Source organism: Psychrobacillus sp. (assembly GCF_032154225.1).
In the GTDB taxonomy this organism is placed as follows: domain Bacteria; phylum Bacillota; class Bacilli; order Bacillales_A; family Planococcaceae; genus Psychrobacillus.
Genome location: NZ_JALDYF010000001.1, coordinates 257,806 through 281,900 on the forward strand (window position 1 = coordinate 257,806; position 24,095 = coordinate 281,900).

24 protein-coding genes, 2 pseudogenes and 1 riboswitch are annotated in these 24,095 nt (G+C 35.9%); of the genes and pseudogenes, 3 read left to right on the top strand and 23 right to left on the bottom strand.

Annotation, left to right across the window (positions count from 1 at the left end; genetic code table 11):
- Nucleotides 1-19 precede the first annotated feature (19 nt).
- The 8 genes from RUH95_RS01310 to RUH95_RS01345 all read right to left on the bottom strand — a co-directional run bounded on the left by RUH95_RS01310 (nt 20) and on the right by RUH95_RS01345 (nt 8,265).
- Complete coding sequence (locus RUH95_RS01310) at nt 20-658, bottom strand: hypothetical protein (RefSeq protein WP_313891008.1); 639 nt, start codon at nt 656-658, stop codon at nt 20-22.
- Between the two features lie 999 nt (nt 659-1,657).
- On the bottom strand, nt 1,658-2,482 hold the full coding sequence (locus tag RUH95_RS01315; protein ID WP_313891009.1) for a sugar nucleotide-binding protein: 825 nt from the start codon (nt 2,480-2,482) through the stop codon (nt 1,658-1,660).
- 160 nt (nt 2,483-2,642) lie between these two features.
- Nucleotides 2,643-3,617 carry a YpdA family putative bacillithiol disulfide reductase gene (locus RUH95_RS01320; RefSeq protein WP_313891010.1) on the bottom strand — a complete coding sequence of 325 codons (975 nt, stop codon included), beginning with the start codon at nt 3,615-3,617 and terminating at the stop codon, nt 2,643-2,645.
- A gap of 17 nt (nt 3,618-3,634) precedes the next feature.
- Nucleotides 3,635-4,405 carry a metallophosphoesterase gene (locus RUH95_RS01325; protein WP_313891011.1) on the bottom strand — a complete coding sequence of 257 codons (771 nt, stop codon included), beginning with the start codon at nt 4,403-4,405 and terminating at the stop codon, nt 3,635-3,637.
- A 70-nt stretch (nt 4,406-4,475) separates the two neighbouring features.
- Nucleotides 4,476-5,111 carry a CBS domain-containing protein gene (locus RUH95_RS01330; RefSeq protein ID WP_313891012.1) on the bottom strand — a complete coding sequence of 212 codons (636 nt, stop codon included), beginning with the start codon at nt 5,109-5,111 and terminating at the stop codon, nt 4,476-4,478.
- A gap of 74 nt (nt 5,112-5,185) precedes the next feature.
- Nucleotides 5,186-5,743, bottom strand: coding sequence for a LysM peptidoglycan-binding domain-containing protein (locus tag RUH95_RS01335; RefSeq protein ID WP_313891013.1), 558 nt, complete (start codon nt 5,741-5,743; stop codon nt 5,186-5,188).
- A gap of 82 nt (nt 5,744-5,825) precedes the next feature.
- The gene (locus tag RUH95_RS01340) at nt 5,826-7,238 is read right to left on the bottom strand and encodes a RecQ family ATP-dependent DNA helicase (RefSeq protein WP_313891014.1); all 1,413 of its coding nucleotides are present in this window, start codon (nt 7,236-7,238) and stop codon (nt 5,826-5,828) included.
- Nucleotides 7,231-8,265, bottom strand: coding sequence for a YpbB family protein (locus RUH95_RS01345; RefSeq protein WP_313891015.1), 1,035 nt, complete (start codon nt 8,263-8,265; stop codon nt 7,231-7,233). Before RUH95_RS01345 ends, RUH95_RS01340 begins: the two co-directional genes overlap by 8 nt.
- 111 nt (nt 8,266-8,376) lie before the next feature.
- Here RUH95_RS01345 and RUH95_RS01350 point away from each other — a divergent pair, with 111 nt between their 5' ends.
- Nucleotides 8,377-8,625: a ferredoxin gene (locus RUH95_RS01350; protein ID WP_313891016.1), complete on the top strand. Its 249-nt coding sequence runs from the start codon at nt 8,377-8,379 to the stop codon at nt 8,623-8,625.
- A 46-nt stretch (nt 8,626-8,671) separates the two neighbouring features.
- On the opposite strand, the gene RUH95_RS01355 is transcribed toward RUH95_RS01350, so the two are convergent.
- Nucleotides 8,672-9,265 (bottom strand): ECF transporter S component, encoded by a 594-nt coding sequence (locus tag RUH95_RS01355; protein ID WP_313891017.1) that lies wholly within the window; start codon nt 9,263-9,265, stop codon nt 8,672-8,674.
- A gap of 158 nt (nt 9,266-9,423) precedes the next feature.
- Nucleotides 9,424-9,556, bottom strand: a riboswitch (FMN riboswitch).
- 359 nt (nt 9,557-9,915) lie between these two features.
- Nucleotides 9,916-10,230 (bottom strand): annotated as a pseudogene (locus tag RUH95_RS01360) (M15 family metallopeptidase); the annotation flags it as partial.
- Nucleotides 10,231-10,401: 171 nt separating this feature from the next.
- Here RUH95_RS01360 and RUH95_RS01365 point away from each other — a divergent pair.
- Nucleotides 10,402-10,764, top strand: coding sequence for a VOC family protein (locus RUH95_RS01365; RefSeq protein ID WP_313891018.1), 363 nt, complete (start codon nt 10,402-10,404; stop codon nt 10,762-10,764).
- Between the two features lie 261 nt (nt 10,765-11,025).
- Here the strand turns inward: RUH95_RS01365 and RUH95_RS01370 are convergent, their stop codons facing one another.
- From RUH95_RS01370 to RUH95_RS01425, 12 genes and pseudogenes are all read right to left on the bottom strand, one after another.
- Entirely contained in the window at nt 11,026-11,364 is a 339-nt protein-coding gene (locus RUH95_RS01370; protein WP_313891019.1) for a hypothetical protein, read from the bottom strand.
- A gap of 130 nt (nt 11,365-11,494) precedes the next feature.
- Nucleotides 11,495-12,754, bottom strand: coding sequence for a hypothetical protein (locus RUH95_RS01375; protein WP_313891020.1), 1,260 nt, complete (start codon nt 12,752-12,754; stop codon nt 11,495-11,497).
- Nucleotides 12,747-13,295: pseudogene (gene sigX / locus RUH95_RS01380) on the bottom strand (RNA polymerase sigma factor SigX); the annotation flags it as partial. The pseudogene sigX and the gene RUH95_RS01375, both read right to left, overlap by 8 nt.
- Before the next feature lie 36 nt (nt 13,296-13,331).
- Nucleotides 13,332-15,110 (bottom strand): ATP-binding protein, encoded by a 1,779-nt coding sequence (locus RUH95_RS01385; RefSeq protein WP_313891021.1) that lies wholly within the window; start codon nt 15,108-15,110, stop codon nt 13,332-13,334.
- On the bottom strand, nt 15,103-15,819 hold the full coding sequence (locus RUH95_RS01390; RefSeq protein ID WP_313891022.1) for a response regulator transcription factor: 717 nt from the start codon (nt 15,817-15,819) through the stop codon (nt 15,103-15,105). Before RUH95_RS01390 ends, RUH95_RS01385 begins: the two co-directional genes overlap by 8 nt.
- 124 nt (nt 15,820-15,943) lie before the next feature.
- Nucleotides 15,944-17,128: a c-type cytochrome biogenesis protein CcsB gene (gene ccsB / locus RUH95_RS01395; RefSeq protein WP_313891023.1), complete on the bottom strand. Its 1,185-nt coding sequence runs from the start codon at nt 17,126-17,128 to the stop codon at nt 15,944-15,946.
- A gap of 4 nt (nt 17,129-17,132) precedes the next feature.
- Nucleotides 17,133-18,782, bottom strand: coding sequence for a cytochrome c biogenesis protein ResB (gene resB / locus RUH95_RS01400; RefSeq protein ID WP_313891024.1), 1,650 nt, complete (start codon nt 18,780-18,782; stop codon nt 17,133-17,135).
- Between the two features lie 15 nt (nt 18,783-18,797).
- The gene (gene resA / locus RUH95_RS01405) at nt 18,798-19,334 is read right to left on the bottom strand and encodes a thiol-disulfide oxidoreductase ResA (protein WP_313891025.1); all 537 of its coding nucleotides are present in this window, start codon (nt 19,332-19,334) and stop codon (nt 18,798-18,800) included.
- 99 nt (nt 19,335-19,433) lie between these two features.
- The gene (locus RUH95_RS01410; RefSeq protein ID WP_313891026.1) at nt 19,434-20,168 is read right to left on the bottom strand and encodes a pseudouridine synthase; all 735 of its coding nucleotides are present in this window, start codon (nt 20,166-20,168) and stop codon (nt 19,434-19,436) included.
- Between the two features lie 459 nt (nt 20,169-20,627).
- Entirely contained in the window at nt 20,628-21,590 is a 963-nt protein-coding gene (locus RUH95_RS01415) for a D-alanyl-D-alanine carboxypeptidase family protein (protein WP_313891027.1), read from the bottom strand.
- A gap of 44 nt (nt 21,591-21,634) precedes the next feature.
- Nucleotides 21,635-22,207, bottom strand: coding sequence for an SMC-Scp complex subunit ScpB (gene scpB, locus RUH95_RS01420; RefSeq protein ID WP_313891509.1), 573 nt, complete (start codon nt 22,205-22,207; stop codon nt 21,635-21,637).
- Nucleotides 22,200-22,979 carry a segregation/condensation protein A gene (locus RUH95_RS01425; RefSeq protein ID WP_313891028.1) on the bottom strand — a complete coding sequence of 260 codons (780 nt, stop codon included), beginning with the start codon at nt 22,977-22,979 and terminating at the stop codon, nt 22,200-22,202. The genes scpB and RUH95_RS01425 overlap by 8 nt, the downstream gene beginning before the upstream one ends.
- A 54-nt stretch (nt 22,980-23,033) precedes the next feature.
- Here RUH95_RS01425 and RUH95_RS01430 point away from each other — a divergent pair, with 54 nt between their 5' ends.
- Complete coding sequence (locus RUH95_RS01430) at nt 23,034-23,540, top strand: DUF309 domain-containing protein (RefSeq protein WP_313891029.1); 507 nt, start codon at nt 23,034-23,036, stop codon at nt 23,538-23,540.
- Nucleotide 23,541: 1 nt separating this feature from the next.
- Here the strand turns inward: RUH95_RS01430 and RUH95_RS01435 are convergent, their stop codons facing one another.
- Nucleotides 23,542-23,901: a GNAT family N-acetyltransferase gene (locus RUH95_RS01435; protein ID WP_313891030.1), complete on the bottom strand. Its 360-nt coding sequence runs from the start codon at nt 23,899-23,901 to the stop codon at nt 23,542-23,544.
- Nucleotides 23,902-24,095: the final 194 nt, after the last annotated feature.

Here is a 24,095-nt window from a genome sequence, read left to right on the forward strand (position 1 = left end):
TTTTGTTGTTATTGTTGGTTTACTGCCCTTGTTGCCCTAAACCACCATCATCCCGTATTTCAAACTTCCCAATTTTCCCTGGTTCAGAAAGAATTGCCGCCCCTTTTACTTCGTGTTGAGAAACTTCACCTGCACTATTCGTATATTCTACCTGAGCAGTAAAGTCATAAAACTTGGGTGTGTTAATATTATCACTTTTAGTTATTTGTATATCGCTAACTTTCATTTTGTATCGAATATTTGCGTCAAATCCTAAATATCCATAATGATAATTAAAAGCAATATTACTAGAAATAAGATTATCAAAAGCATAATCCATAAAGTAAGGTCCATACACTTTTTTCACTAAGTCCTCATAGGCACGCCATTCGTCTGAGACTCCCGACTCTTCAACTCCATTTACTTCATTCGCTTCAGGTGTGCGGCTTCCTATGTCAGTCATTTTTTTTTCGATATTTTTGACAATAACCAAATACTCTTCGTTCGGAACCGTAAATTCTGATTCAAGAACAGCTTGAACAGCTTCTATATTTTTATCTTCTGATGAAATAACTACTTCTTGGTGTTCTGGATTTTCTTCCGAACAGCCAACAAATAGAAAACATGAGCAAATCAAAAAAAAGATGCCTCCTATTTTTGGGATTCGTTTATTAAACATAATAGTCCCCCCTGATAATCTGTCTAACATTAAAATTAGTATCTTTTGTTAATTGAAATACGTTATAAAAACAAAAAAGTTCCATTTTTCTGTTTTTTACTCATTTACACAAATCCTCCATGCTCCCATTTATAAAATTAGTTACGTCTGTTGATTATCTTAGTTCTTGAAAGTTTGTACTAATAGGAAAAAAGAGCACCCTTTAAAACAAAACACTCGTTTTCGACTTGCTTTACGTCCTCATTCGCACTTTAGATAAAGTGCGCCTTAGTAGTGAGCTTCCGCTAGAATTTCCGCTACAGGAGTGGACGCTTTCCGCGGGCGTTGCCTCAGCCGCTTCCTTCGCATGCGCTCAGTCCAGGGTCTTCGACTAACGCTGTTCCCGCCGGAGTCGCCACCCCTTTCGCTTCAATCCAATGGAGCTTACTAACGTATTTGGAGTGAAAAAAAAGTAAGGATAAATATTTTTTCAACTAAGTGCACTAAAATTCCAACTAAAGCTTTCATTTTTCCAACTAAGTAGAGGGACGGGAATTGACAGTGTAAAAACATGGGGAAGAGGAAAATCCATCGTCACTTTTTATAGATAAGTCCAAGTTGCCATGAATAATAGCCTATATAATTAGTCAAATACTGAATGCCGAAGCGCGTCGGGCCGCATGAGCCGAAGTATGAGACCCAATTGGGCGTAGCACAAGTTGGCTCATGCAAGGTGCGGCAAGCGCGAAGGCATAGTGGCTATTCACTAAGACACACTATATCTAGAAAACGAACGAAAATATAAAATTGAATAAAATGATTAATCAACACGTGTGAAAATTAGTATTACTATTCTCAGGTCAATTTGCAAAAATAGAAAAAGGACCGCTATTTGATACAAATCATATGACAGATTTGCTACCAATTGCGGTCCTTTTTGCTGTATTCTGATTCAGCTAGTGCCTTCGTCGATTAAAATACATTCATATTATCCAATTGAAAAGTGTAATCAACGATTCATTAAACTTCACGAAATTTAGATTTAAGCAATTGTTGAGCTTTTTGTGTATTTAAAGAGGTATCAAAAGATAGATAAGGTTTCTCTTCTTTAGAAATCATAATCGGACAGATTAGACTACTATCCAAGCCAAGCTTGCCTAAGCGTTTTTTATAAAACGTGTAGTAGCTTTCTTTATGCAAAGGTCCAGCATGTAAAATTCCATTCAATTTAATTTTAGATAGTTCAAGAATCACGCTTGATAGGTCATTAATATTTACAAACGATCTAAAGACATTTGTATACGCCTCAAATGGCTTATTTTCTTTTACTTTCTCGATTACCTGTAATGTTCGTTTGTCAATATTGTTCTCTTCATCAACATATAAGGGACCAGTTCGTAGTATTACGTGATTTGGATGGCTATCTAGAATAAGATTTTCCCCAAAATTTTTAGCATTAACATATACAGCTAATGGGGCTTCTTTAGGTAATATGCCAATGGGATCAACTTCTTTATATCCACCTTTTCCTTCAACAAAAACTGCATCCGTTGATAGAAATATAAGTCGTGTGTCACTATCCATTTCTGATAATAAATTTTTAAGCCCAACATTGATTAAATGATTTTCTTCTTCGTGCATAAGGCACCATACCACTACTTCAGGATTTATTTCTCTAATAGCATTTCCTATTGATTGTTTATCGGTAACATCTACTTGAATAATAGTTGATTTCTTTTGCGGATAACGTGAAGTCCCAAATACTGATAATTCATCGTTCTTTGAAGCAAGCTGGAATAAATTCGAACCCAAAAAACCGGTTGCCCCTAAAATAAGCATTCTCATCTAATCTTCCTTTTCTAGTTCATTTTGTATTCGCTACAATTTTTCTTTTCTTTTCTATATATCTATATTTCGACAAAGTTGGTGATAATTCCTTTAATACCAATATTTTTTAGCTACTTGCACGTCATATTTGTATCCATTCAAAAAAAGCGCAAAAGCATTAGATGCTTTTGCGCTTTCTTTCTATTTCTTCTGCAATTTGACCGCCATGGAATCTTCCGTTTTCTATAAAAATCTCATTTGCATTATTTCCGGCTGCAATTACACCAGCGATGAAAATCCCTTCTACATTCGTCTCCATCGTTTCTTCATTATATAAAGGTCTTCCAGTCTCCCCATTAATCTGTACACCCATTTTAGCAAGAAAATCGTGATCAGGATGATAACCAGTCATCGCAAATACAACATCATTTTCCAGCTGAAACTCCCCATCTGGCCCTTGAAGCGTAACTGTCAGCTCTTCAATTGAAACTACTTCCGTTTCAAACAGCATATTTATTTCATTATTGCGAGCTAAACCATCAAACTCCGGCAGCACCCAAGGCTTAATGCTTGGCGAGTATTCAGCACCTCGATAAGCAACTGTTACATTCGCACCAGCTTTGTTCAATTCCAAGGCTGCGTCTATTGCAGAGTTTTTTCCTCCGATAACTAACACATTTTGAGAAAAGTGAGGATGCCCCTCTTTAAAATAATGAGACACCTTTGCAAGATGTTCCCCTGGAATATTCATATAGTTTGGATGGTCATAATAACCAGTCGCTACAATGACATAATTTGCTTGATATTTTGCTTTAGAAGTTTGAACCGAAAAATGATTGCCTTCTTTTTTCACACTATTGACCTGCTCATACTTATGCACTTGTATATTTTTCCGTTTCACAACTTCTCTATAGTAAACTAACGCTTGATTTCGTTTTGGCTTTCTTTCCTCCACGATAAAAGGCACATCACCAATCGACAATTTCTCACTTGTGCTAAAAAAAGTTTGGTGTGTTGGATAATTATAAATTGCTTCTACAATATTTCCTTTTTCAATGACAACACAGTTTAAACCTATTTCCTGCATTGAAATTGCTGCGGCTAATCCACACGGACCTCCACCTACTATGACTACATCTACCTTTTGTTCCAACAGTAAGACTTCCTTTCTTATTTCTTACGCACTTCTCCGTACAACGTAATAATATGGCATTCCGACTTCGCACCTAATCTGAGCGGAACGCCAGTAGTCCCAAATCCATTACTGATGAGCTCTGCACTATTTTCCTTTATTTGAAACGATCCATTTTCGTATAAACCAAAGCGGCCAAATCGAATTTGACCACCATGAAGATGCCCAGCTAATAATAGATGAGGCTTTGCAACCTTTTTGGCATTACTAAAAAACGCAGGTGCATGCGACACAAAAATAACGATTTCATCATCCTTTACGTCTCGAAATGCATCATATATACGCACTTTACCCGTAAACCCATCATCAATGCCAACAATGCGTATGGACTGATTTGTTTTTGGCAATAAAACAGAGTCATTTTTCAATAGGACAACGCCGTTTTCTTCTAATATAGAACGAAATGTTTGCTCCTCTACTTCACGATCATTATTTCCGTAGACAAAATAAACATTTCCTAATTTGCAAAGTTGTTTTATATTTTGTTCGATTCGGCTAAAAGGGACTCCTTTTTCAGTTAAGTCTCCACCAATAACAACAATATCAGCTTTTCCCATAAGGGAATGGATTAACTGATCCGATATTTTTCGTCGATGTATATCGGAAATGAAAAAAAGATGAAATCTTTCCCCTTCCTTCATTTCACGAATCGGCATTGTATGTTCTTTTACATTCACTTGAAAAGCTAAATACAGCATATAGCCTACTAATAATACAAGGAAAAACACCATTATCATAACAACTTCCAATAAAATGCCCCCTACTTGTAAATACAAAAAGACAGGGGATGATCCCTGTCCTTATAACACAATTTTCCTATTACAGTTCATTGTCGATATGCATCACGCGGAATCCTGTTTTTTCTAAATCGCTTAAAATACGCTCTAAGTATTGATCACTGTCGATTTTTACAACGATTCTTCGAACTAGCTTATCGGTTTCATCGAATGTTACAAGTGAGACGATAGACGTATGATATTTGTGTAAAATATCGGACATTTTCAGTACACGTCCTTCTGATTCTACAGAAGTAAATGTAATTCGTATTCCTTTACTATTCATCCCAAACGCGCTTTTAAATTGAACGATTGTGTCATGACGAGAAACAATTCCAAGAAATTTCCTTTCATCGTCCACAACTGCAATGATCGGAAAATCATACAGTTTGATAAATGCTTTTTCAAAAACTGCATCCAACGGAACATATGTATTTTCTCTTACAATCGCGTCTCCTACATTTGTTTGGCTTAAAAAGCTCTCTTTGTCTAAGCTGCTTTTAAAAAATGTTTTGTACAGTAGGTATTGATTGAACATACCTTTATACTCTCCATTTTCCAACACAGGTAGAGCATCAATTTCTCTTTCACTCAATTTTTGAAGTGCTTCTTGTACAGTTGCACTCGCGTCTATCGTTAAACATTTCTCTTTAGGAATCATAATACTTTTTACAAACATACCTAACACCTCTTTCTCTCAGTATACAGATATATTCTATAAGCAGTATTGTTTCTCCTGCCACTTGTAATAGATTAAGGCAAAATTAATTTTTGACCAGCAGATATACTATCTGATCTCAGTCCGTTTGCATCTTTAATCTTTTCAACAGCATCAGGAGTTTTATAGTAATTCATCGCAATTCGGTAAAGTGTTTCTCCTTCTTTCACTTCATGTTTCTTCGTTTCTATAATTGGTTCCTCTACTTTAGGTTCCTCTACTGGCGGTTCTTCCACTACTGGCTCTTCTTTTTCAGGCTCTGTCGTTACCGGTGTTTCTGCTTCAACTTCAGCAGTATCTTCTTCATCTTCACCTTTATTAGATATGTTTTTTGTTTCTACTTGTATAATCTCTTGTTGTTCAGCCACTTCTTCTTTTTCAGGAGTGTAGAAAAACTGAACGTACACTAAAATACATACAGGAATCATAATAAAAACAAAAAATATAGAAGGCAGTAATAAACTTTTCGATTTTTTCTTTGGCTTCTTCGATGATTTCGTTCTTCTACTGCTTCTCGATTCCATCGAATTATCTTCCGTCCCTATCTTTTGTCTGTGTTCATCAATTTTTTTTTGGTAATCATCTTGGCTCATATTGCTCAAACTCCATTCATTCCATCATTTCTATCTCTATTATGACGAATTTTGTTGAAAAAGTAAACTTACTAAAGTAATACTAATGAAGCAGTTCATTTAGTCTAGTACTCCAATTAGGAAGGACTTTTTCTTCATTCTCTTGTCCTCTAGGTATAAGTACTTGCTGCAAATCGAGTTCGCAAACAGAGCAACACTGAGCGGGTTTCTCGATAAATGTCTCGCCAAAATAGTTCAATAATTGTTCTCTTACACATTTTTCATTACGAAATAATGTATGCAGTCTTTGTATTTCCAACCACTTTTTTTGTTTAATATCCGTAAATAATTGAATGGTCTGTTGTTCCGATAAAACTTCTTTCCAATATGTTAATATGCGAGATGTCGTTTCAGGAAGTTGAACTTGCTGCTGTTCTGTTTGGAAAACCAATCGAATGTCTGCTTCTTCTGGAAAGTCTTGCATCGAAACAAAAAAAGCTTGCTCTACATCCGAATTCGTGTAAATAAGCGATGCAATAGAATGTCCCCCGTCCCTTGCTGCCCTTCCTACCTCTTGCATGTAATTGGCGATTGACGTTGGTATATGATCATGAATAATTTGTCGAATATTATGTTTATGAATCCCCATGCCAAATGCATTCGTGGCACATATCCACTCTAATTCTCCACGTTGAAATTGCTGCTGTACTAAAATCCGGTCTTCTTGATCCATTTTAGCGTGATAATAAGCAACTGAAATTCCTTTATTACGCAGTTGTTCCGCATAAAACTGTGCTTTTTTGCGAGATTGCGTATACAAAATACCAGGCCCATTTGTAGTAGTTATTCGGCCAAATAACCAAGCAAGTTTTTCTTGTTGGTCCTCTACTTCTCTCACTTCAAATGCAATAGTCGGTCGATCAATTGAATGAATATACTCGAAAGGTTCTTTCATTCGCAGTGTTGTTTTAATATCATTTACTACTTCTTTCGTTGCGGTTGCAGTTAAAGCCAACACATTCGGTCTATGTAATGTTTGAAGCCATGTGGAAATCCTTAAATAATCTGGTCGAAAATCAAACCCCCACTGGGAAATACAATGTGCTTCATCCGCTACAATATAAGCAATCCGCATCGTAGAAAGCAGCGTATTAAAACCTTCATTTTGCAGCATTTCTGGCGAAGTAAATATAAACTTATAGCTACTTAACTGACGAAATGCTTGCTCTCTTTGTTCGTATGCCAAAAATGAATTAATCGCTACGACACGTTTTTCTCCTAACATTTTAAGTTGCTCTACTTGATCCTGCATTAACGACAACAACGGAGAAACAATTAACACCGTACCTTCCAGTAAATAAGCTGGTAGTTGATAGAGCAATGATTTTCCCATCCCAGTCGGCAATACAGCCATTACATCTTTTCCGGCAATTATTTGTTCGAGTATTTCCTTTTGTCCATCCCGAAAAGAAGTGTGGCCAAATTTTTGTTGAAGAACTTCTGTCAACTTATCCATTTGCTTCTTCTCCTTTTGTCAATCCAATTCTTATTTGAAAATAACTTAGTTCTGGAATATGCTCGCGAATTAATTTTAGTTTTTTCGTCTGTAAAAGTTGAGAAATGGTTACTACCCTCTCTAATTGTTCAGCTGATATAAATGAGGTTGTTGGGAAATTATGATTCGCAGAAACAATCTCAATGACATGGTCTTCAATTGTATTTATTTTTAAAAAACGCATTTCCGCAATTTTTTCAATAGAATATCCTTTTGCAAACAATTGATTTGTTTTGATGGCAGATTCAGTTAATGGCGTCGCCACTTCCATGTCTTGCGCAAGGTCTATCAAGTCAGGATACTGCGCACCGTTCAACTCGTTCAGCACAATATGTAAACATTCCACAAATTGAAATCTTACATCTAATACACTTGCATTATAATGGCGTGCTAGCTGCTCCCAAGTTAACCCACTCGTTTCACATCCACTTAAACGATAAACAAATAACTCCCTTTGTGAATCATCTAAAATCGACGTTTCCAATAATCTTTTCAGTTGTTCTTTAAAAGAACTTATAAAGTGCTGTGACTGATAATCTCGCTTCCGCAAATAATTTCGGACAAATTGATGAATATCCGGATTTTTTTGATTGGGAATAAATCTTTTTTCATTCGCTTGAAACTGGGATAATGTTTGCACAATAAGTTCGAGCCTACTCCAAAATAGTTGTTCGTTTCCTCTATAAATCCAGCCGTTATACATAGGCTCTTTCACCGTGTCTATTTGCATTAAACCTTTTTCTGTTACAAAAATAAACGACTCTATTATTTCTAACATTCCTGCTTCCACAAGTGTCGAAATTGCGTCATTATATTCTTCTTTTAATAATTTCGGATAGAGAGAAAAATAAGGATGAAGTTTAAAATAAGTAACATCTTGAATCGTTTGACCAGACTTTTTCCCTTTTAATAGGTAGTATGCCGCTGTTGATGAACGTTCTCCGTGAAATTTATGTATAATTATTAGTAAAAGTTCGTGAAAGGACAATTAGAATACCTCACAATTCTAAAGTATTTTTGTTGAAATGTTATGAAAACAGCTTTAGAATGAATACGATGGCTTATTCGCGAAAGTTGATATAAAGGAGAGAATATTATAATGGCTAAATATACAATTGTTGATCAAGATACATGTATCGCATGTGGTGCTTGTGGCGCTGCTGCCCCGGATATTTATGATTATGATGATGAAGGAATTGCATTCGTTATTTTAGATAATAACACGGGAACAACTGAAGTTCCAGATGAGATACTAGAGGACATGGAAGATGCATTTGAAGGTTGTCCAACTGACTCTATTAAAGTTGCAGACGAATCGTTTGATGGTGATGCACTAAAATTTGAATAGAAATATAGAAAAGGTCGTTTCTCATTCGAAGAGAAACGACCTTTTGTTAATTTATTTTAGGAACTTGGAACGAAGCTGTGACTTTGTCTAGGAATGGTTTCATTCGTTTAAATAAAACAATCATCACAATCGTCACCAATATTCCTTTTATTAAGTTGAATGGCAAAATACCGAAAATAACAGATTTTACTAATGCTGAGCCTGATTCCATTGGGAAGTTTAAAAAATACGCATACATCGGTAAAAATACATAATAGTTTAATAACCCCATACCAATCGCCATTGAAATAGTTCCAATAACTAATCCAAATGAAAGCCCTTTAGAAGTTGATACTTTTCGATAAACTAAATAGACAGGTGTTAAAAACAAAAGACTTGTGACAAAGTTCGCCATATGACCGACTGGAACTCCTGTTGGACTACCAGAAAATAACCAATCTAACACATTTTTTAGCAAAGCAACAAGTATCCCTGCTATAGGTCCCATTGTGATTGCGGCAATTAGTGCTGGAATGTCACTAAAATCCACTTTTAAATAGGCTGGTAACGCTGGTAACGGAAAAGCAAGTAGCATTAATACAAAAGAAATACTACTTAACATAGCGATTGCAATAAGCACTCGCGTCTTACTTTTTGACATAGTTCTCTCTCCTTTTGCGATTCACTCCACAAGAAGAAAAGTTCAGAACGTCTTCCAATATACTCAAAAAAATCCCATAAGCAACAACAGCTTAAGGGAGTAATAAGGCACACTTAAATAAGCGTATCCGTATAAGAGCATACGAAAAACGACTGTACCTTCACCTTCTCCCATCCAGACTATACTGTCGGCTTTGGAATCTAACCAAATCCTGCCTTACGGCTCGCGGGCTCAAGAAAAAAATCTTCTACTACCGCCGATCGGGAATTGCACCCTGCCCCGAAGATGAATCAATATTTTGTTGTAATTCAAGGTAATTTACCTCGAATTACTTACATCTTAACAAAAAAACACTACTTATGCAACAAAGCTGTTTCACTGTTCAAAACACTCATTACAGAAATACCGTTGATTTCCGCTACGGCGGACGCTTTTCGCGGGCATGGCTTCAATCTACTCATCACTACGTTCCTGCGGGGCTTTCAGCTCATGCTGTTCCCGCAGAAGTCGCCGCCTCCTCTACAATCAACAAGGGTACATCTTGCGATTTATAAAATATTGAAAATAAATACTGAAAATGCACATAAAAAACGAGCCTTGAAATGTATCTCCAAGCTCATTAGTATTAATTATCATTCGGGGTATTTAATCTACCTTTGTTCAAGTTGTACCTCTGCCAATAAATCTAGCAAGTCTTGATCTGTGACATGACTATAAAGTGCTTCATCTACACTATTCATGGCAGCCCAGTATTTATCACCGTATGACCAGTGCCACCATTCCGTAAAGTAATACTGAAGAGCGTGTGCAAGGATTTGCCGATTCTGAATGGCTTCTACAGAGATATTTGTTGCATCAAAAAAAGTTTCGTTGTCAGTCTCGTGTGGTATGGCATCAAATGGTGTACCAAGATCCAATTCGATACCATTTGAATCAATTAGGGTTACATCCACTGCGGCACCTGTTGGATGTGGAGCTACATTAGGAAAGTTCTATCTTTTAACTAGTCCCATTAGTTTAAGCACACCATTTCACAAACTATATGAATGAATCAAGTAAATATTTTATTTTACAAAAAGGATAATCATTAAGAAATGTAGAATATATATAAAAATACGAAAAACAGGAGGAATAACATGAAAAATCAAGTTTGTGTTATAAGCATCTACGTGCCCAATTTAAATAAAGCAATTGACTTTTATAGTAATACTTTAGGTTTTGAATTAGACGAAATGTATGGTCCTAAGATTGCATCACTTGTACATGGAGAATTACCAATTATTTTAGAGGAGAAAGATAATGCAACCTATAAACAAGATGTTTCTGGAGTTGTTTTAGGTTTGGGAACTGCAGATATTTATGAAAAAGTTAAATTCTTAAAAGAGAAAGAAGTAAATTTCATAATAGATGAACCAACTATTTGTCCTCCAGGCAAATATATTAGTTTTAGAGATCCCTTCGGAAATATTTTAGAATACCTCCAATTTGAAAAATTGTAACAAATACAATGAGTTCAACATAATTGTTGGACTTTTTTAGTCTTTTTGTTCATACAGTTAGGTAATCCTTTGAAGCTATCGCTGATTTTTCTCCCTGTTCACACCTTACGTTCGACTTTCAATGAGGACTCACTTAAACAATCCAGCCCATTTAGTTAAATAACAGCAAAGGCTATCTATTGAGAAGCTCTATCTCGCAAACGTACACGTTAGTTGAGGAAGGATTATCAAATTACCTATTCATGTTTGAATAGGTAATTTTCATTGAGTTTCTACCGTGTTCTTTCTGATAGATGAAAACTTTATTAAGCCAAGTAGCAAAAATAACATACTAACCGTCCATAAAACTCCTGCAATTCCGAGACGTAGAGAGATTTCTTCCGATGCCACTGGATGGTTAACATCAAAACTGACTGCACTTAATACCTGACTTATTGCCCAACTAAAAAATACAAAAAAACCAATAACCATTCCATAAGACACTCTAAATGGCTTTCGTTTTTTTGAAAACATTAACAGTAATACAACAACAAACGCTGTAGCCATTATGATTGAAACTCCACCTATTAGCATGCCCATTGTTTCTTGTTCCATCGGCATATTTTTTCACTCCTCCAAATAGCTTTTTCCATATTAACTTATTCAACATAATTGCCAAAAAACCTTCCTTTTTAAAACACAACCTAAAAAAATACCAACTCCAATATTCCGAAGTTGGTATTTCATCTTATTATTTCATATTTAGTATAAAACCATTTGGCCCACTTGGAACTGGAAGTTCCTTCGTTAAATCGAATTCGTTCCATTCTGTTTGCACAATATTTTCTAACTTTACTTCCGATCCGAAACTAGCCGCCGTTAATGCAAATGCTTCAATCATTAAATCGACATCGTTCGAATCCATTGTTGCCAAGTCTAAAGGTTTGTCGAAGCTAATGACAGCAATCCCTTTATCATCCTTGTATGAATACGTCACTTCATTTGGAATAACCGAAAAATATATATCATTTTCTGGAGTCTTCATATTTGAAAAAGCTTCCGAAAGTGTATCAAATCGTTTCCCGAAATTAGAAGATAAATACGTTTCTTTATTTAAAGAAATATACTTAAAATAACTTTGATGAGCTTGTGCACCATTAAGTGGACTAGGCTCATTCAAAATTCCTGTTTCTGCCCAATAAATAGCAGTTCCATCTTCATTGACTCTCATTAACTCATCAAAATCCGTAAAAATTTCATTTAAGGAAGACCAATAAGGTGCTGATACACCTGGTGCATAATCATAGCCATGATCCACTGGTAAATGCTGCTTTAGCATTTTTCCTTCCGCGACAAAGTAGCCTTTATACGGGTGATATGCATCGAATCCTAATGCTTCTTCATCAATCATGCTTGCATAACGCTCATATAGCTCCAAACTATTTGGCGTCGTATTCGGAAAATCTAATTCCATCTGCTCTTTTGGAATAACAATCGTAACAGGAACTGACAAAGCATTTTCTATGAAAGAAAAATGGAACACGGTGCCACCATTTAATTGATTAGCATACACTGCATTCGTTTGTTCAACTGGTGCTAGTTCAATCGTCGGCATACTAAACGTAGCTATTGCTGGGCTTTCCGATGCTTCTTCTGTCGTCACTGCTGCTTTATTGCTATCTTGATTTTCCATGGAACGCGTAGCTTGTGGCGCAGCTTCCTTATTTTCTAATTGGTCACTCATTTCAAATTTAGACATCGAAGTTTCTTTATCGTTCAAAAATGAAGTTACTAAAAATGTAAGAAGTAAAACCGATGCTATGGATGCAGTTATTGGCATCCATTTTGTAGAAGTGCTACCTATCGTCTTTCTTTTATGAGGTTTCGACGAGTCTTCCATTTCTTCTTTTACCCGATTATACACATCTTCCTTTGAACGATGATCTGTAAACTTGGGCATACTGCTTAAAAGTTCATCTAGTGCGTCATTCTCTTTTTTGAAATCACTCATGATGAACATTACCCTCCTTTTTTGAATCAGATAATCGCTCACGAAGTGCTTTAATTGCACGATGTTGCGTAGTTTTCACTTTCCCTTCTGACCAGTCCAACACTTGAGCTGTTTCTGCAATAGAAAGTTCTTGGAAAAAACGCATCGTAATAACCATTTTTTGATCACCTGTACAGTCATCTAGCGCAATTAATAGTGTTCTCATTTCATCATTTAACTGTGCTAAATCTTCTGGAAGCATATCAGAAGAAGAAAGCTGCATCGTTTCCCAATCGAAGGAATCGAATAATCTCTTCTTTCTTACTGCCTGTTTTCTAAAATGATCGATTGCTACGTTTTTGGCAATGGAAAATAACCATGTCTTTTCAGAGCTTTTTCCTTCGAAATTACTATAAGCTCTTAAAACACGTACATATACTTCTTGAGCCAAGTCTTCCGCAGTTTGCCTGTTTTTCACTAAATATATGAGAAACTGAAAAACGTCTTGATGATAGCTATCATACAAGCGATGGAAAACGGAGTCATTCATATGCTCCCCCCCGTTCTTAAGATTAGTCGTTTATGAGTCGCTTTCGTTTCATGTAATCATTGGTAATTTAATAATAAAACTTGTACCAATACCTAGCTCACTTTCAACTGATATATGGCCCTCATGTCTATCAATAATATTTTTGGCAATAGCAAGCCCTAAACCTGTACCACTCTTTCCTCTTGTTCTTGCTTTATCTGCTTTGTAAAAACGCTCAAAGACGTATGGTAGGTCATCGGCGGGAATCCCATAACCTGTATCCATTACTTGAATAACAATCGTTTGATGTTCTTTCATAAGCTTCACCGTAACTGTTCCTTCTTCTGGAGTATGACGTAAAGCATTATCAATTAGATTCGTCAAAACTTGTTCCATTCGATCTTCATCCAGTAATAATGTGAGTGAATCTATATTTGTATGCTCAAATTGTAAGTTGATATTTTTTTCTTTTGCAACTTGGTCAAACTTTTGCGTAATTCGTTCGAATGTTGGAATGACTTGCACTTCGTCTTTATGAATACTTAAATAACCCGATTCTAGTCGAGCTAAATCTAAAAGCTCCGTTACAAGTCTCCCCATTCTTTTCGACTCATCATAAATAATACGGATCATTTCGTTTCGATCTTCTTCTGTTGTAACGACTTCATCAATTATTGCTTCACTATACCCTTGCAACATAGAAATTGGCGTTCTCAGTTCATGTGAAACGTTTGCAACAAAGTCAGAACGCATTTTATCTAGTTGGTACTGTTCCGTCATATCTCGAAGTACTACTACAGCACCCCTAATAGTTTCTTTACTGTAAAGTAGACTAATGGAAATCGAGAAATAAGATCCTTGAATTTCTAAATCTTCTTCCAGCTCTTCCTCTAGATGAAATACATGGTCTAATAAGTGATACAATTCTGCCGGTAAATGCGAATTGTCTTTTGCATCTTTATTGGAATGCCATTTTTCAAATAGACGATCTGCTTGAGGGTTACTTACAACTATTTGGAAGTCTTTGTTAAACGTAAGTACTGCATCTGTCATCGACGTTAAAATACTCGAAAGTTGCTCTTTTTCTTGATTAATAACTTCCACATGATTTTTTAGTTGTTTCCCCATTCGGTTAAATGCTGTGCCAAGTTCTCCTATCTCATCTTTTTGCGTATAAGGAACTTTCGTATCAAAGTTTCCTTTCGCTAGCTCTAGTGCAGCTTCGCGCATCGTTCGAAGTGGAGATGTAATTCGAGATGATAAGAAAAACGAAAATAATGTCGTTAGAAGAAGTGCAATAGCGCCAGATAAAAAGACAATTTTCGTCGTTTCGTTCGATGTTTTATTGACAACATCTAAACTTTGGTAAATGAAAACAGCACCGTGTACATCTTCATCTGATTCTAATGGGGTTGCGAGAATACTATACGATTCCATTTTTTCATCTGTCGTCATGGAAGGCATCAGCATCTTTTTCGTTATAGGGTTATCCGATTTATATATTTGACTAAGTTGTCGATCGTTTAATATTTTTTTCTTAATAGCCTCTCTGTTTAAACCTTCATGCACAGATAAAATAACAGCTTCAGAGTTTTGGACGATTAGTGCGTTTGTTTCGGCACCTAAAATATATTGGATAATTTGCAGTGAATCTTCTACATTATCATGTTGTTCGACAATTTTTCCGATAGTAATTGCCTCTTGTCTTAACGACTCTTCCGCTTGCTGCGTATGGAAGTTTTCTAAAAACTCAAGCATTAGTACAGTTATTATAAACAACACAAATAAGACGAGAAGCACAATGGTCCCCCATAGCTTCCCGACAACACTATTCCAAATTCTATTCATTGATAACCTCAAATTTATAGCCTACACCCCAAACAGTAACAATCATTTTCGCAGACTTTTCAGATACGCGATTCAATTTTTCACGCAATCTTTTAACATGCGTATCTACTGTTCTTAAATCCCCAAAGAAATCATAATGCCAAACTTCTTTCAATAATTGCTCACGGTCAAACACTTTGTCTGGTGCTTTCGCTAAGAAATATAGCAATTCATATTCTTTTGGCGTTAAGCCTACTTCTACACCATCCGCTGTAACACGGTGTGCATCATGGTCTATCGTAAGATGTGGGAATACCACAATATCTTTTGATGTGGATGAACCTGTTGCTGGTGAAAACGCTACAGAACGTCTTAAAATAGCCTTTGTTCGTAATACAACTTCTCTTGGACTAAATGGCTTCACGATATAGTCATCTGCTCCTAGTTCAAAGCCTTCCACTCGATTCGCCTCTTCACCTTTTGCAGTTAATAAAACGATTGGTGTTTCTTTATGTTCACGTAATTCTGTCATTACTTCGATTCCATCTTTTTCAGGCATCATGATATCCAATAAAATACAATTGTAATCATTTTCTAATGCCATTTGTAAAGCAATCTCACCATTCTCTGCTTCGTCAACTATGTATCCTTCTCTTTCTAAATACATTTTCAGCAATCGGCGAATACGATCCTCATCATCTACAACTAAAAGTCTAATATTTTCAGACATAATATCCTACCCTTCTATTAGCATATATTCTATATTGTACAATTTGTACAAGCAAAATGAAAGAAAAGCTCTTATCTCTTTTTATTCATAAGAGATAAGAGCTTTCTACCTGTTCAATCTTTCATTATGCGTATGAGTGTAAACCTGCAATTATTAAGTTAACAGCGATTAAGTTAAACATAATAATAATGAAACCTATTAACGCTAACCAAGCTGACTTTTCACCTTGCCACCCTTTTGTTAGACGCAGATGTAAGAATACTGCATAAAACAGCCAAGTAATAAGTGCCCATACTTCTTTTGGATCCCATCCCCAGAATCTAGACCATGCTTCATGTGCCCAGATCATAGCGAAAATTAGTGCTCCTAAAGTAAATACAGGGAAACCAATTAAAACAGAGCGATAACCGATTTCGTCCATAAATTGTGAATTCGCTTTTTTAGCAAACGGCTGTAACACTTCTGCTAAGCGTTTTCGTGCAATTAAACGAAGTAAAACATACAATACAGATCCAAAAATAATTGACCATACAACTACTGTTAACTTCTTCGCATTAACAAGTGCTGGCGTTTCCACTAATGGTTCCATTGCATTTTCCGTAATCGCCTCTGATTGGTTCATGCCGAAAAGAGGAGGCATATTGTATTCAATTTTCAAGACTTTTTCGTCTTTGCTTACATAGTTATACTCTGCTTTATAATCTGCAATTGTAAAAGATGTCGTTGCAACAACAAAACCAAGTACTAAAACAAGGACAAACATCACCACTTCAATCCAAAAACGTTGTGCTGATTTTTTCGCCATATCAATATTTTTAAGCAACCAGATTAATCCCGCAACCGCACTAATCGCTAAAATAGCTTCTCCTAATGCTGCTGTAATTACATGAACAGTTAACCAGTAACTCTTTAATGCTGGGATCAGCGGTGTAATATCTTTAGGGAACATACTAGCATAAGCAATGATTAATACAGCAATTGGTAAAGCAAAAAGGCCAAGTGCTGGAATCCTATAGATGAAGAAGATTAAGATAAACGCTCCAACTACCATCATTCCAAACGCTGTTGTAAACTCGAACAAATTACTTACAGGAGCATGTCCTGCAGCAATCCATCTAGTAAAGAAATAACCAAGATTTGAAATAAAACCGATAATCGTAACAGTAATTGCTAATTTGCCCCAACGATCAAACGATTTTGTCGATTCAGAACTTGAACTTTTTACCGCGCCACCAAATAAAAATGTTGCGACTAAATAAGCGATAAACGAAATTAATAATAACGTACTACTTACAGATACCAAATCCATATTGTTAAACCCCTTCCTCTTTCTCCACTTTAGAATCTAAATCTTGTTGATCTTCATAAACTGGAAGTGTTGCAACTTCTGAAACTGCATCAATATCTTTTCTGATACTCAACCAGTTTTTGTTCGTATGTGCCGCTACGACTACTTGTCCATCATTTAACAGTTGGATCCAGATACGTCGATGATTCCAATACGAACCTTGTGCTACTCCAATCATGAAGATTAGACCACCAAGTCCTAAAATAGGAAGTGTTAAATCTTTCCGAATTGTTAGCCCAGATACATCTCTTGTTTCTACACTTTGGAATGCGATTTTATGTTTATTTTCTCCGAAAGGCTCCATTGTTTCTTGAATCATGACGAAACTTGTTTCTCCTTTTGGAAAATCAGGAGTAGTCATTTTTATTAAAAATGCTGGATTATTTGGAAGCGGTGTTTTCGATTGCGGTACACCATCTTCAAAACCACTAAAATCAGCATAATAATCTAAAACTTCTACTTTATAACCGTCTTGCAGCTCATATATTGGTTGAGGGTCAGCTAAATCAATTGTAAAATCCCCAAAAGAAGTTTTTGTTTCTTTATCTTGCAGCTGGAATGTCATCGTTTTTAATTCATCCAGTTTGAAATCCATTTGGAACACTGAAAAATTGGCAAATTTTAATGGTTCATTTACTTGGATAGATTCTTCTTTGACGAATGATAAATCGTTTGCATTTCCAGCAACTGCGTCATCTGCACCTTTATATAAAGCTACATCCGTTTGATAGTTTTTTGCAATTGAGCCAACCCGATCAATGGCATTTCCAAACACTTCTTCCGATTCTTCTTTTGTATAAGTTTCATAGATAAATTCTTTACTCTCTAAGAAATAGCCTTCTGTTTTTGGAACATAAAGTGTTTCCCCTTCACGAAGCCACATTGTTTCATCTACATAAAAACCTGGAATTGCACGCAACATAACGCCAAATAAGAATAAGATTAGTCCTAAATGATTGACGTAAGGGCCCCAACGAGAAAATCTTCCTTTCTCGGCTAAAATGGCATTTCCTTCACGTTTCACATTATAACGCATTGTTTTTAGCTTTTCTTCCGCTTTGTTAAGTGTGTCGTCTGGCGATTCTACCTTGCCAATTCCATACATCCGTTGACGTTTTAAAAAACTAATATGTCGCTGTGTCTTTTGTTTTTTCAATGATTTATAAAGCGGTATTACACGGTCCAAGCTCGCAATTATCAATGAAATACCAAGCATTCCTACTAAACCTTGGAACCACCATGAACTATAAAGGTCCGATAATCCAAGTTTATAATATAGAACACCAAAAGTTCCATAGATTCTCTCATAATAATCAGCAATACCAGCTTCCGTCGTAGCAGGGACATAAAATACTTGTGGGAGAATTGTTCCGATTGCTGCAGCAACTAAAATAGCAACAATGATCCACATACCTACTTTTACACTAGAGAAAAAATTCCAAACTTTATCAACAAGTGTTTTGTTGTAAGTTTGAGAGCGCCTTGCTGCTCCCTCATATCTCATATCGACAAGTGTTTTTTCTTTTGTTTTTTGATCTAATGGACGCCCACAACTTTCACATAATTCAGTTCCAGCTGGATTTACGTTTCCACATGTACAAACAATCTTGTCCATTCATAAAAACTCCTTCTATAGAGGCTTAATCTGATCCATAAAATTAGCAATATCTTGCTCCGTCATTTCACCTTCAATAATCTTCACAATTTTACCCTCAGGGTTTATTAAAAAAGTTGTAGGTAAAGGTTTAATATTATACAAATTCATCACATTTTTAGTTCGATCTATTGCAACCGGAAACGATAAGCCATAACGATTAACAAAGCTACTTACTTTTAAATCGGATTCACCGATATTAATAGCTAATGTTTGAACTCCTTGATCTTTATAAACATTGAATTGGTTGTCCATTGCAGGCATTTCCTTTGCACATGGTTTACACCAAGTACCCCAGAAATTTAAAAATAGTCCTTCTCCTTTATAATCAGAGAGACGATGTTCTGTTCCATTCATGTCAACTACTAAGAAATCTGGAGCTTTATCGCCAACTTGCAATACTGCATTTTTTTCTTTTGTCACGTTTGAATAAACCGTAAAAACAATAGCAATTGTAAGCGCTATTAAAATAACCGCTCTAATATAAAAACGTTGTTGTTTAGATTGAGCCATTTATGACCCTCCATTCCCATGCATTGCCAGCATTAATTATATCAAAATTAACACACGAAAATATAAACGACATTTGAATGCTTTGTGAACTTTCTAAATTTAGTTACCGATTTTTCCAGTTTCCGCAAGCACTCGCATCTGTTTCACTTCATGCGTTGTTAGCTCTCGCCACTCACCAGCATTTAATCCGTGCAGTCCTAAAAATCCGAAGCGTTCACGTTTTAGCTTTTGAACAGGGAATCCGATTGCATCAAACATACGACGAACTTGTCTATTTTTACCTTCGTGAATTGTAATTTCAATAATAGATTTGTCAGCTTTACGTTCAGAAGACATTAGTTTTACTCGTGCAGGGGCTGTTTTTCCATCTTCTAAAACAATTCCACGCTCTAATGGGCGCAGTTGTTCCTTTAGTGGAATTCCTTTTACTCGTGCAACATATGTTTTTTCGACTTTAAATTTCGGATGTGTTAAAGCATACGAAAAATCGCCATCGTTTGTAAGTAATAACAAACCTGACGTTTCATAGTCTAAGCGTCCTACTGGATAAAGTCTTTCTTTTACGTTTGGAAGTAAGTCTGTCACTGTTTTTCTGCCTTTATCGTCTGATACTGCTGAAATGACGCCTCTTGGTTTATACAGTAGATAATATACTTTTTGTTCTTTTTCTAATTTAACGTTGTTCACTTCTACTGTGTCGCTATCAGAAACTTTTGTTCCTAGTTCTGTTACTACTTTTCCGTTCACTTTTACTTTACCTTCTAAAATTAATTCTTCTGCTTTTCTTCTTGATGCTACACCAGCGTGTGCAAGCACTTTTTGTAATCGCTCCAACTAATTCACCTCGTCCATTCTTTCCACTAACATGAAAGAATTATGTCATACTTTTGCCCAAATTAAAAGAAGACAGTCTTTTTAGAAAAACTGTCTTCTTTACCACGCCTGTTGATTAACCATTTTATTCAATTTTGTATCTTCGTTCGTTTTCTACATAAAGTGCGACTTAACGGAGAGTTTCCGCTAGGATTTACACTGCAGGGAGGACGCTATCCGTGGGGCGGGCGGTGAGCCGAAGACCCTGGACTGAACGAAGTGAAGGAAGCGGCTGAGGCGAAAGCTTCCACCCCTGTATCGAAAATCCCTGTCAAAACTCATTAAGACGCACTATATATAAAGTACGAATGAGGGCGTAATGCAAGTCGAGAACGAGTGTTTTAGTATTAAAGGGTATTCGTTTTTTCCTATTAGCACAATTTCCAAAAATAGGATAATTAACAGACGTGCCTCCTTACATCACTTCAGTTTTGTCACATTAAAACGCAGGGCAAGATCATCTTTTATATAAACATTCCAAATATAAGGAGCATTTGCTACTTGTTTTCTTGGAATGAGCAACACATTTCGCAATTCTTTTTGCTCCGCTTTCGTTAACAATAAATACTTATCATTTTTCACTTCAATTACTTCATCTTGAAAAATACTATACTTCCCTTTTTTCACAACTTTCACACGATCATAATTTGAAAAAATTTTATTCGCTAAAGTTGTATGGGTTTGCCAATCATTCGAAAAATTTAGCGTCACAACAATCACTTCTTTTGAGCCATCTTTAAAATAAGTGACGAGTGTTCTACCTGCTCTTTTTGTATAGCCTGTTTTTCCTGCGACTGCCTCATCCGAAAAATGTAATAGCTTATGCTTATTTTTCCACGTAATTGCCCGTTCTTTTGGCTTATAAGACTTAGCGGAAGCAATTGCTTTGAACTCTTCGTTTTGCAGTGCTAAACGTAGCATATCCGCCATGTCTTTCGCTGAAGCAAAATGATTATCATCATGAAGTCCTGATGGATTTGTAAAATGTGCATTTTCCATTCCTGCATATTTTATCTTTTCATTCATTAGCTGAACGAATCCTTCAATCGATCCTCCGGTAAATTCTGCTAATGCATACGCAGCGTCGTTTCCTGATTGTAATAGCAGTCCGTGTAATAGCGACTCTACTGTCCATACTTCGCCAACCTGTAAGTATAATGAAGATCCTTCTTGAGATGCAGCTTGGGCTGATATAGTAATTTCTTCATCTAATGCGACTGCGTCTAAAACAGTTAATGCAGTCCACACCTTTGTTAAGCTAGCAATCGGCAGCTCTTCATATGCATTGCTACCTTCTAGTAATCTACCAGTACTTGCATCCATCACTGCATACGACGACGAAGCCTCTGCTTCATTCGTTTGCCAACATAAGAAAAACAACAAGACAAGCAATGCTTTTTTATATATAGTTTAAACTCCTTTTTATATTATTCCTGATTTCCAAAAGCTTCTTGAAACTTTGTCATAAATAAATCGGCATCTTCCATTTCATCCCCTTCAACCTCTTCAGGAAGTGGGGGTAGTGCTTTAATATTTTTTAATCCGAAGTATTGAAGAAACTCAGTAGTTGTTCCGTATAAAATAGCTCTTCCTGTTCCTTCAGCACGTCCGACTTCTTGCACAAGCCCTTTTGCAGCTAATGTGTAAATCGGTCTTTCTGATTTTACTCCACGAATATCTTCTATTTCGATTCTTGTTATTGGTTGTTTGTAAGCAATAATTGCTAGTACTTCTAGTGATGCTTGGGAAAGAGATTGAGCAGTAGGATTTTCTACTAACTTTTGAATACTTTTCACATTAGTTTGCTTTGTAACAAATTGAAATGTTCCAGCTAATTGTTTGATCTCAATTCCTCTGTCTTCCTGTTGCACGTAGGCTTGCATCATTGTTTCTAATGTTTCACTTATTTCTTGTTCCGTTGATTCGGTTAAAAATGCAAGTTGCTTTTTTGTTAATCCATCGTCTCCACTTACAAAAAGCAAACTTTCAATTTTACTCATCAATCTCATCTTCGAATTCACTCTCGGTATCTCCCTTTCGCAATAGAACAAATAGTTCATCGAAATTATCTTTTTGTTCTACCTGAACAATTTGACGCTTAATCAATTCTAATAAGGACAAAAATGTCGTAACAATCGTCATTTTATCTCTTGTTGGAAAAAGAGCATAGAAAGACATTTTTCCTCCACCTTGTTTTAGCGTAGTAATTACATGTTTCATTTGTTCTTTAATCGAGACTTCTTGTTTACTAATTCGCGTATGTAAAGGGGCATTTAGTTGCTTCCTTCTCAACATTTTTTGAAAAGCACCAAGCATATCAAATACATTCACATCATGTTCGAACATTGCCAGCTGCTGTGTTTCATGATAACCACTTAAATCCGCTGGAGGTCGCGTGTAAAATAACCCACGTTCTTCTTCCATCTCTTGCAAACTAGTTGCAGCTTCTTTGTACTTTTTGTATTCTATCAATCTGGAAACTAACTCATCTCGTGGATCGTCCATTTGAATATCGAAGTCATCTTCCATTTCTTCCCCATGATGAATCGGCAACAACATTTTACTTTTAATCGATAATAATGTTGCTGCCATTACAAGGTATTCGCTCGCTTCATTTAACTCTAATACTTTCATCGCATGAATATGCTCCATGTATTGCGTAGTGATCTCTGCCATCTTAATATCATATATATCTATTTCCAAACGATTTATTAAATGTAATAATAAATCTAGAGGCCCTTCAAATGCCTCGACTTTAACTTCATACGACATAATACTCCACCTATTATCGGTTTTTATCATTATTATAGAGGAAAGGTGATTGTATTGCATCCTACATACCATCCAAGTTTTGTTCAATTTCTAAAAGAATTTAATGATACACAAGATTTTTTTGAATGCCATGAGGTTTTAGAGGACTATTGGAAAGAAGTAGCTCCTACACAAAAAATGCACCCTCTAGCAGCTTTAATACTTATGTCTACAGCTATGTATCATTGGAGAAGAGAAAACTTTTCCGGTGCAATTCGAACAATGCGTTCTAGCTTACAGCGAATCGAAACAATGCAACATTCTTCTTTTTTTGAAACAATTAATTTCGGAAAACTAAAAAATGATATGACTACTGCATTAAAACTCATGAATAGTGCATTTCCATTCCAAGTGTTTTCCATTCAAATTAATGATGCTGAGTTACTTACTCGTGTAGAGAGTTTAGAACTTCCTACTAGCTTAGACTTGCATTTCCTTACACATAAACATATGCTTCGAGACCGCTCAGAAATACTGGAAGAGCGTGAAAAACAGAAAAAAAGAAGAGATGACCAAAATTAGGTCATTCTTCTTCTTTTTCAATTTGGCATTTTTCGAAGAAAGCTTTTATTTCTGCGGTAGGTCGAATAGAAGTTGTATTTAGAAAAGATGGTAGTTTTTGAACCATCTCTTTCCCGATACCTTCACCTCTATGCGAGGGGCTGACGGAGACATGCTGAACGATTCCTTCTGAACCATCCATCTTCACACCAATAAGCCCAACAACATCTTCATCCTTTTTCCAAAGAAACAAATGCCAATTTGGATCTGTATCATACTGATGAATTGTTTCTAATAATTTTTTTACGTCTTTTTCCTGCGGCATGAAAGAAAGTAACCCCATAGAAATTTTTTCAAATGTTTTTTTATAGCGAAATAGCATATTTTAAACCCTCTTTTAATTTCATCAATTACACCCTAGCGAAACGTTAAAAAGAACTTTTTATATCGTACACGACATTTGTTCAAATTACAAATTAGCGTTTGGTGCAATAAAGAACCAGTAAATTACTCCCCAAACAACTCCTGATAAAAAAAGAAGTAGAAAGAGAATGATATTAATCTTTTTCAACTTAT

Coding starts and splice junctions, on each gene's coding strand:
- RUH95_RS01390 (WP_313891022.1), bottom strand. CDS start 15,819: ATGTCTGAAAATATTAGACTTTTAGTTGTAGATGATGAGGATCGTATT.
- resA (WP_313891025.1), bottom strand. CDS start 19,334: ATGGCTCAATCTAAACAACAACGTTTTTATATTAGAGCGGTTATTTTA.
- scpB (WP_313891509.1), bottom strand. CDS start 22,207: ATGAGTAAAATTGAAAGTTTGCTTTTTGTAAGTGGAGACGATGGATTA.
- resB (WP_313891024.1), bottom strand. CDS start 18,782: ATGGACAAGATTGTTTGTACATGTGGAAACGTAAATCCAGCTGGAACT.
- RUH95_RS01365 (WP_313891018.1), top strand. CDS start 10,402: ATGAAAAATCAAGTTTGTGTTATAAGCATCTACGTGCCCAATTTAAAT.
- RUH95_RS01435 (WP_313891030.1), bottom strand. CDS start 23,901: ATGCTATTTCGCTATAAAAAAACATTTGAAAAAATTTCTATGGGGTTA.
- RUH95_RS01375 (WP_313891020.1), bottom strand. CDS start 12,754: ATGAGTGATTTCAAAAAAGAGAATGACGCACTAGATGAACTTTTAAGC.
- RUH95_RS01340 (WP_313891014.1), bottom strand. CDS start 7,238: ATGGATAAGTTGACAGAAGTTCTTCAACAAAAATTTGGCCACACTTCT.
- RUH95_RS01315 (WP_313891009.1), bottom strand. CDS start 2,482: ATGAGAATGCTTATTTTAGGGGCAACCGGTTTTTTGGGTTCGAATTTA.
- RUH95_RS01355 (WP_313891017.1), bottom strand. CDS start 9,265: ATGTCAAAAAGTAAGACGCGAGTGCTTATTGCAATCGCTATGTTAAGT.
- RUH95_RS01385 (WP_313891021.1), bottom strand. CDS start 15,110: ATGAATAGAATTTGGAATAGTGTTGTCGGGAAGCTATGGGGGACCATT.
- RUH95_RS01425 (WP_313891028.1), bottom strand. CDS start 22,979: ATGTCGTATGAAGTTAAAGTCGAGGCATTTGAAGGGCCTCTAGATTTA.
- RUH95_RS01310 (WP_313891008.1), bottom strand. CDS start 658: ATGTTTAATAAACGAATCCCAAAAATAGGAGGCATCTTTTTTTTGATT.
- RUH95_RS01370 (WP_313891019.1), bottom strand. CDS start 11,364: ATGCCGATGGAACAAGAAACAATGGGCATGCTAATAGGTGGAGTTTCA.
- RUH95_RS01330 (WP_313891012.1), bottom strand. CDS start 5,111: ATGTTTGTAAAAAGTATTATGATTCCTAAAGAGAAATGTTTAACGATA.
- RUH95_RS01335 (WP_313891013.1), bottom strand. CDS start 5,743: ATGAGCCAAGATGATTACCAAAAAAAAATTGATGAACACAGACAAAAG.
- ccsB (WP_313891023.1), bottom strand. CDS start 17,128: ATGGATTTGGTATCTGTAAGTAGTACGTTATTATTAATTTCGTTTATC.
- RUH95_RS01350 (WP_313891016.1), top strand. CDS start 8,377: ATGGCTAAATATACAATTGTTGATCAAGATACATGTATCGCATGTGGT.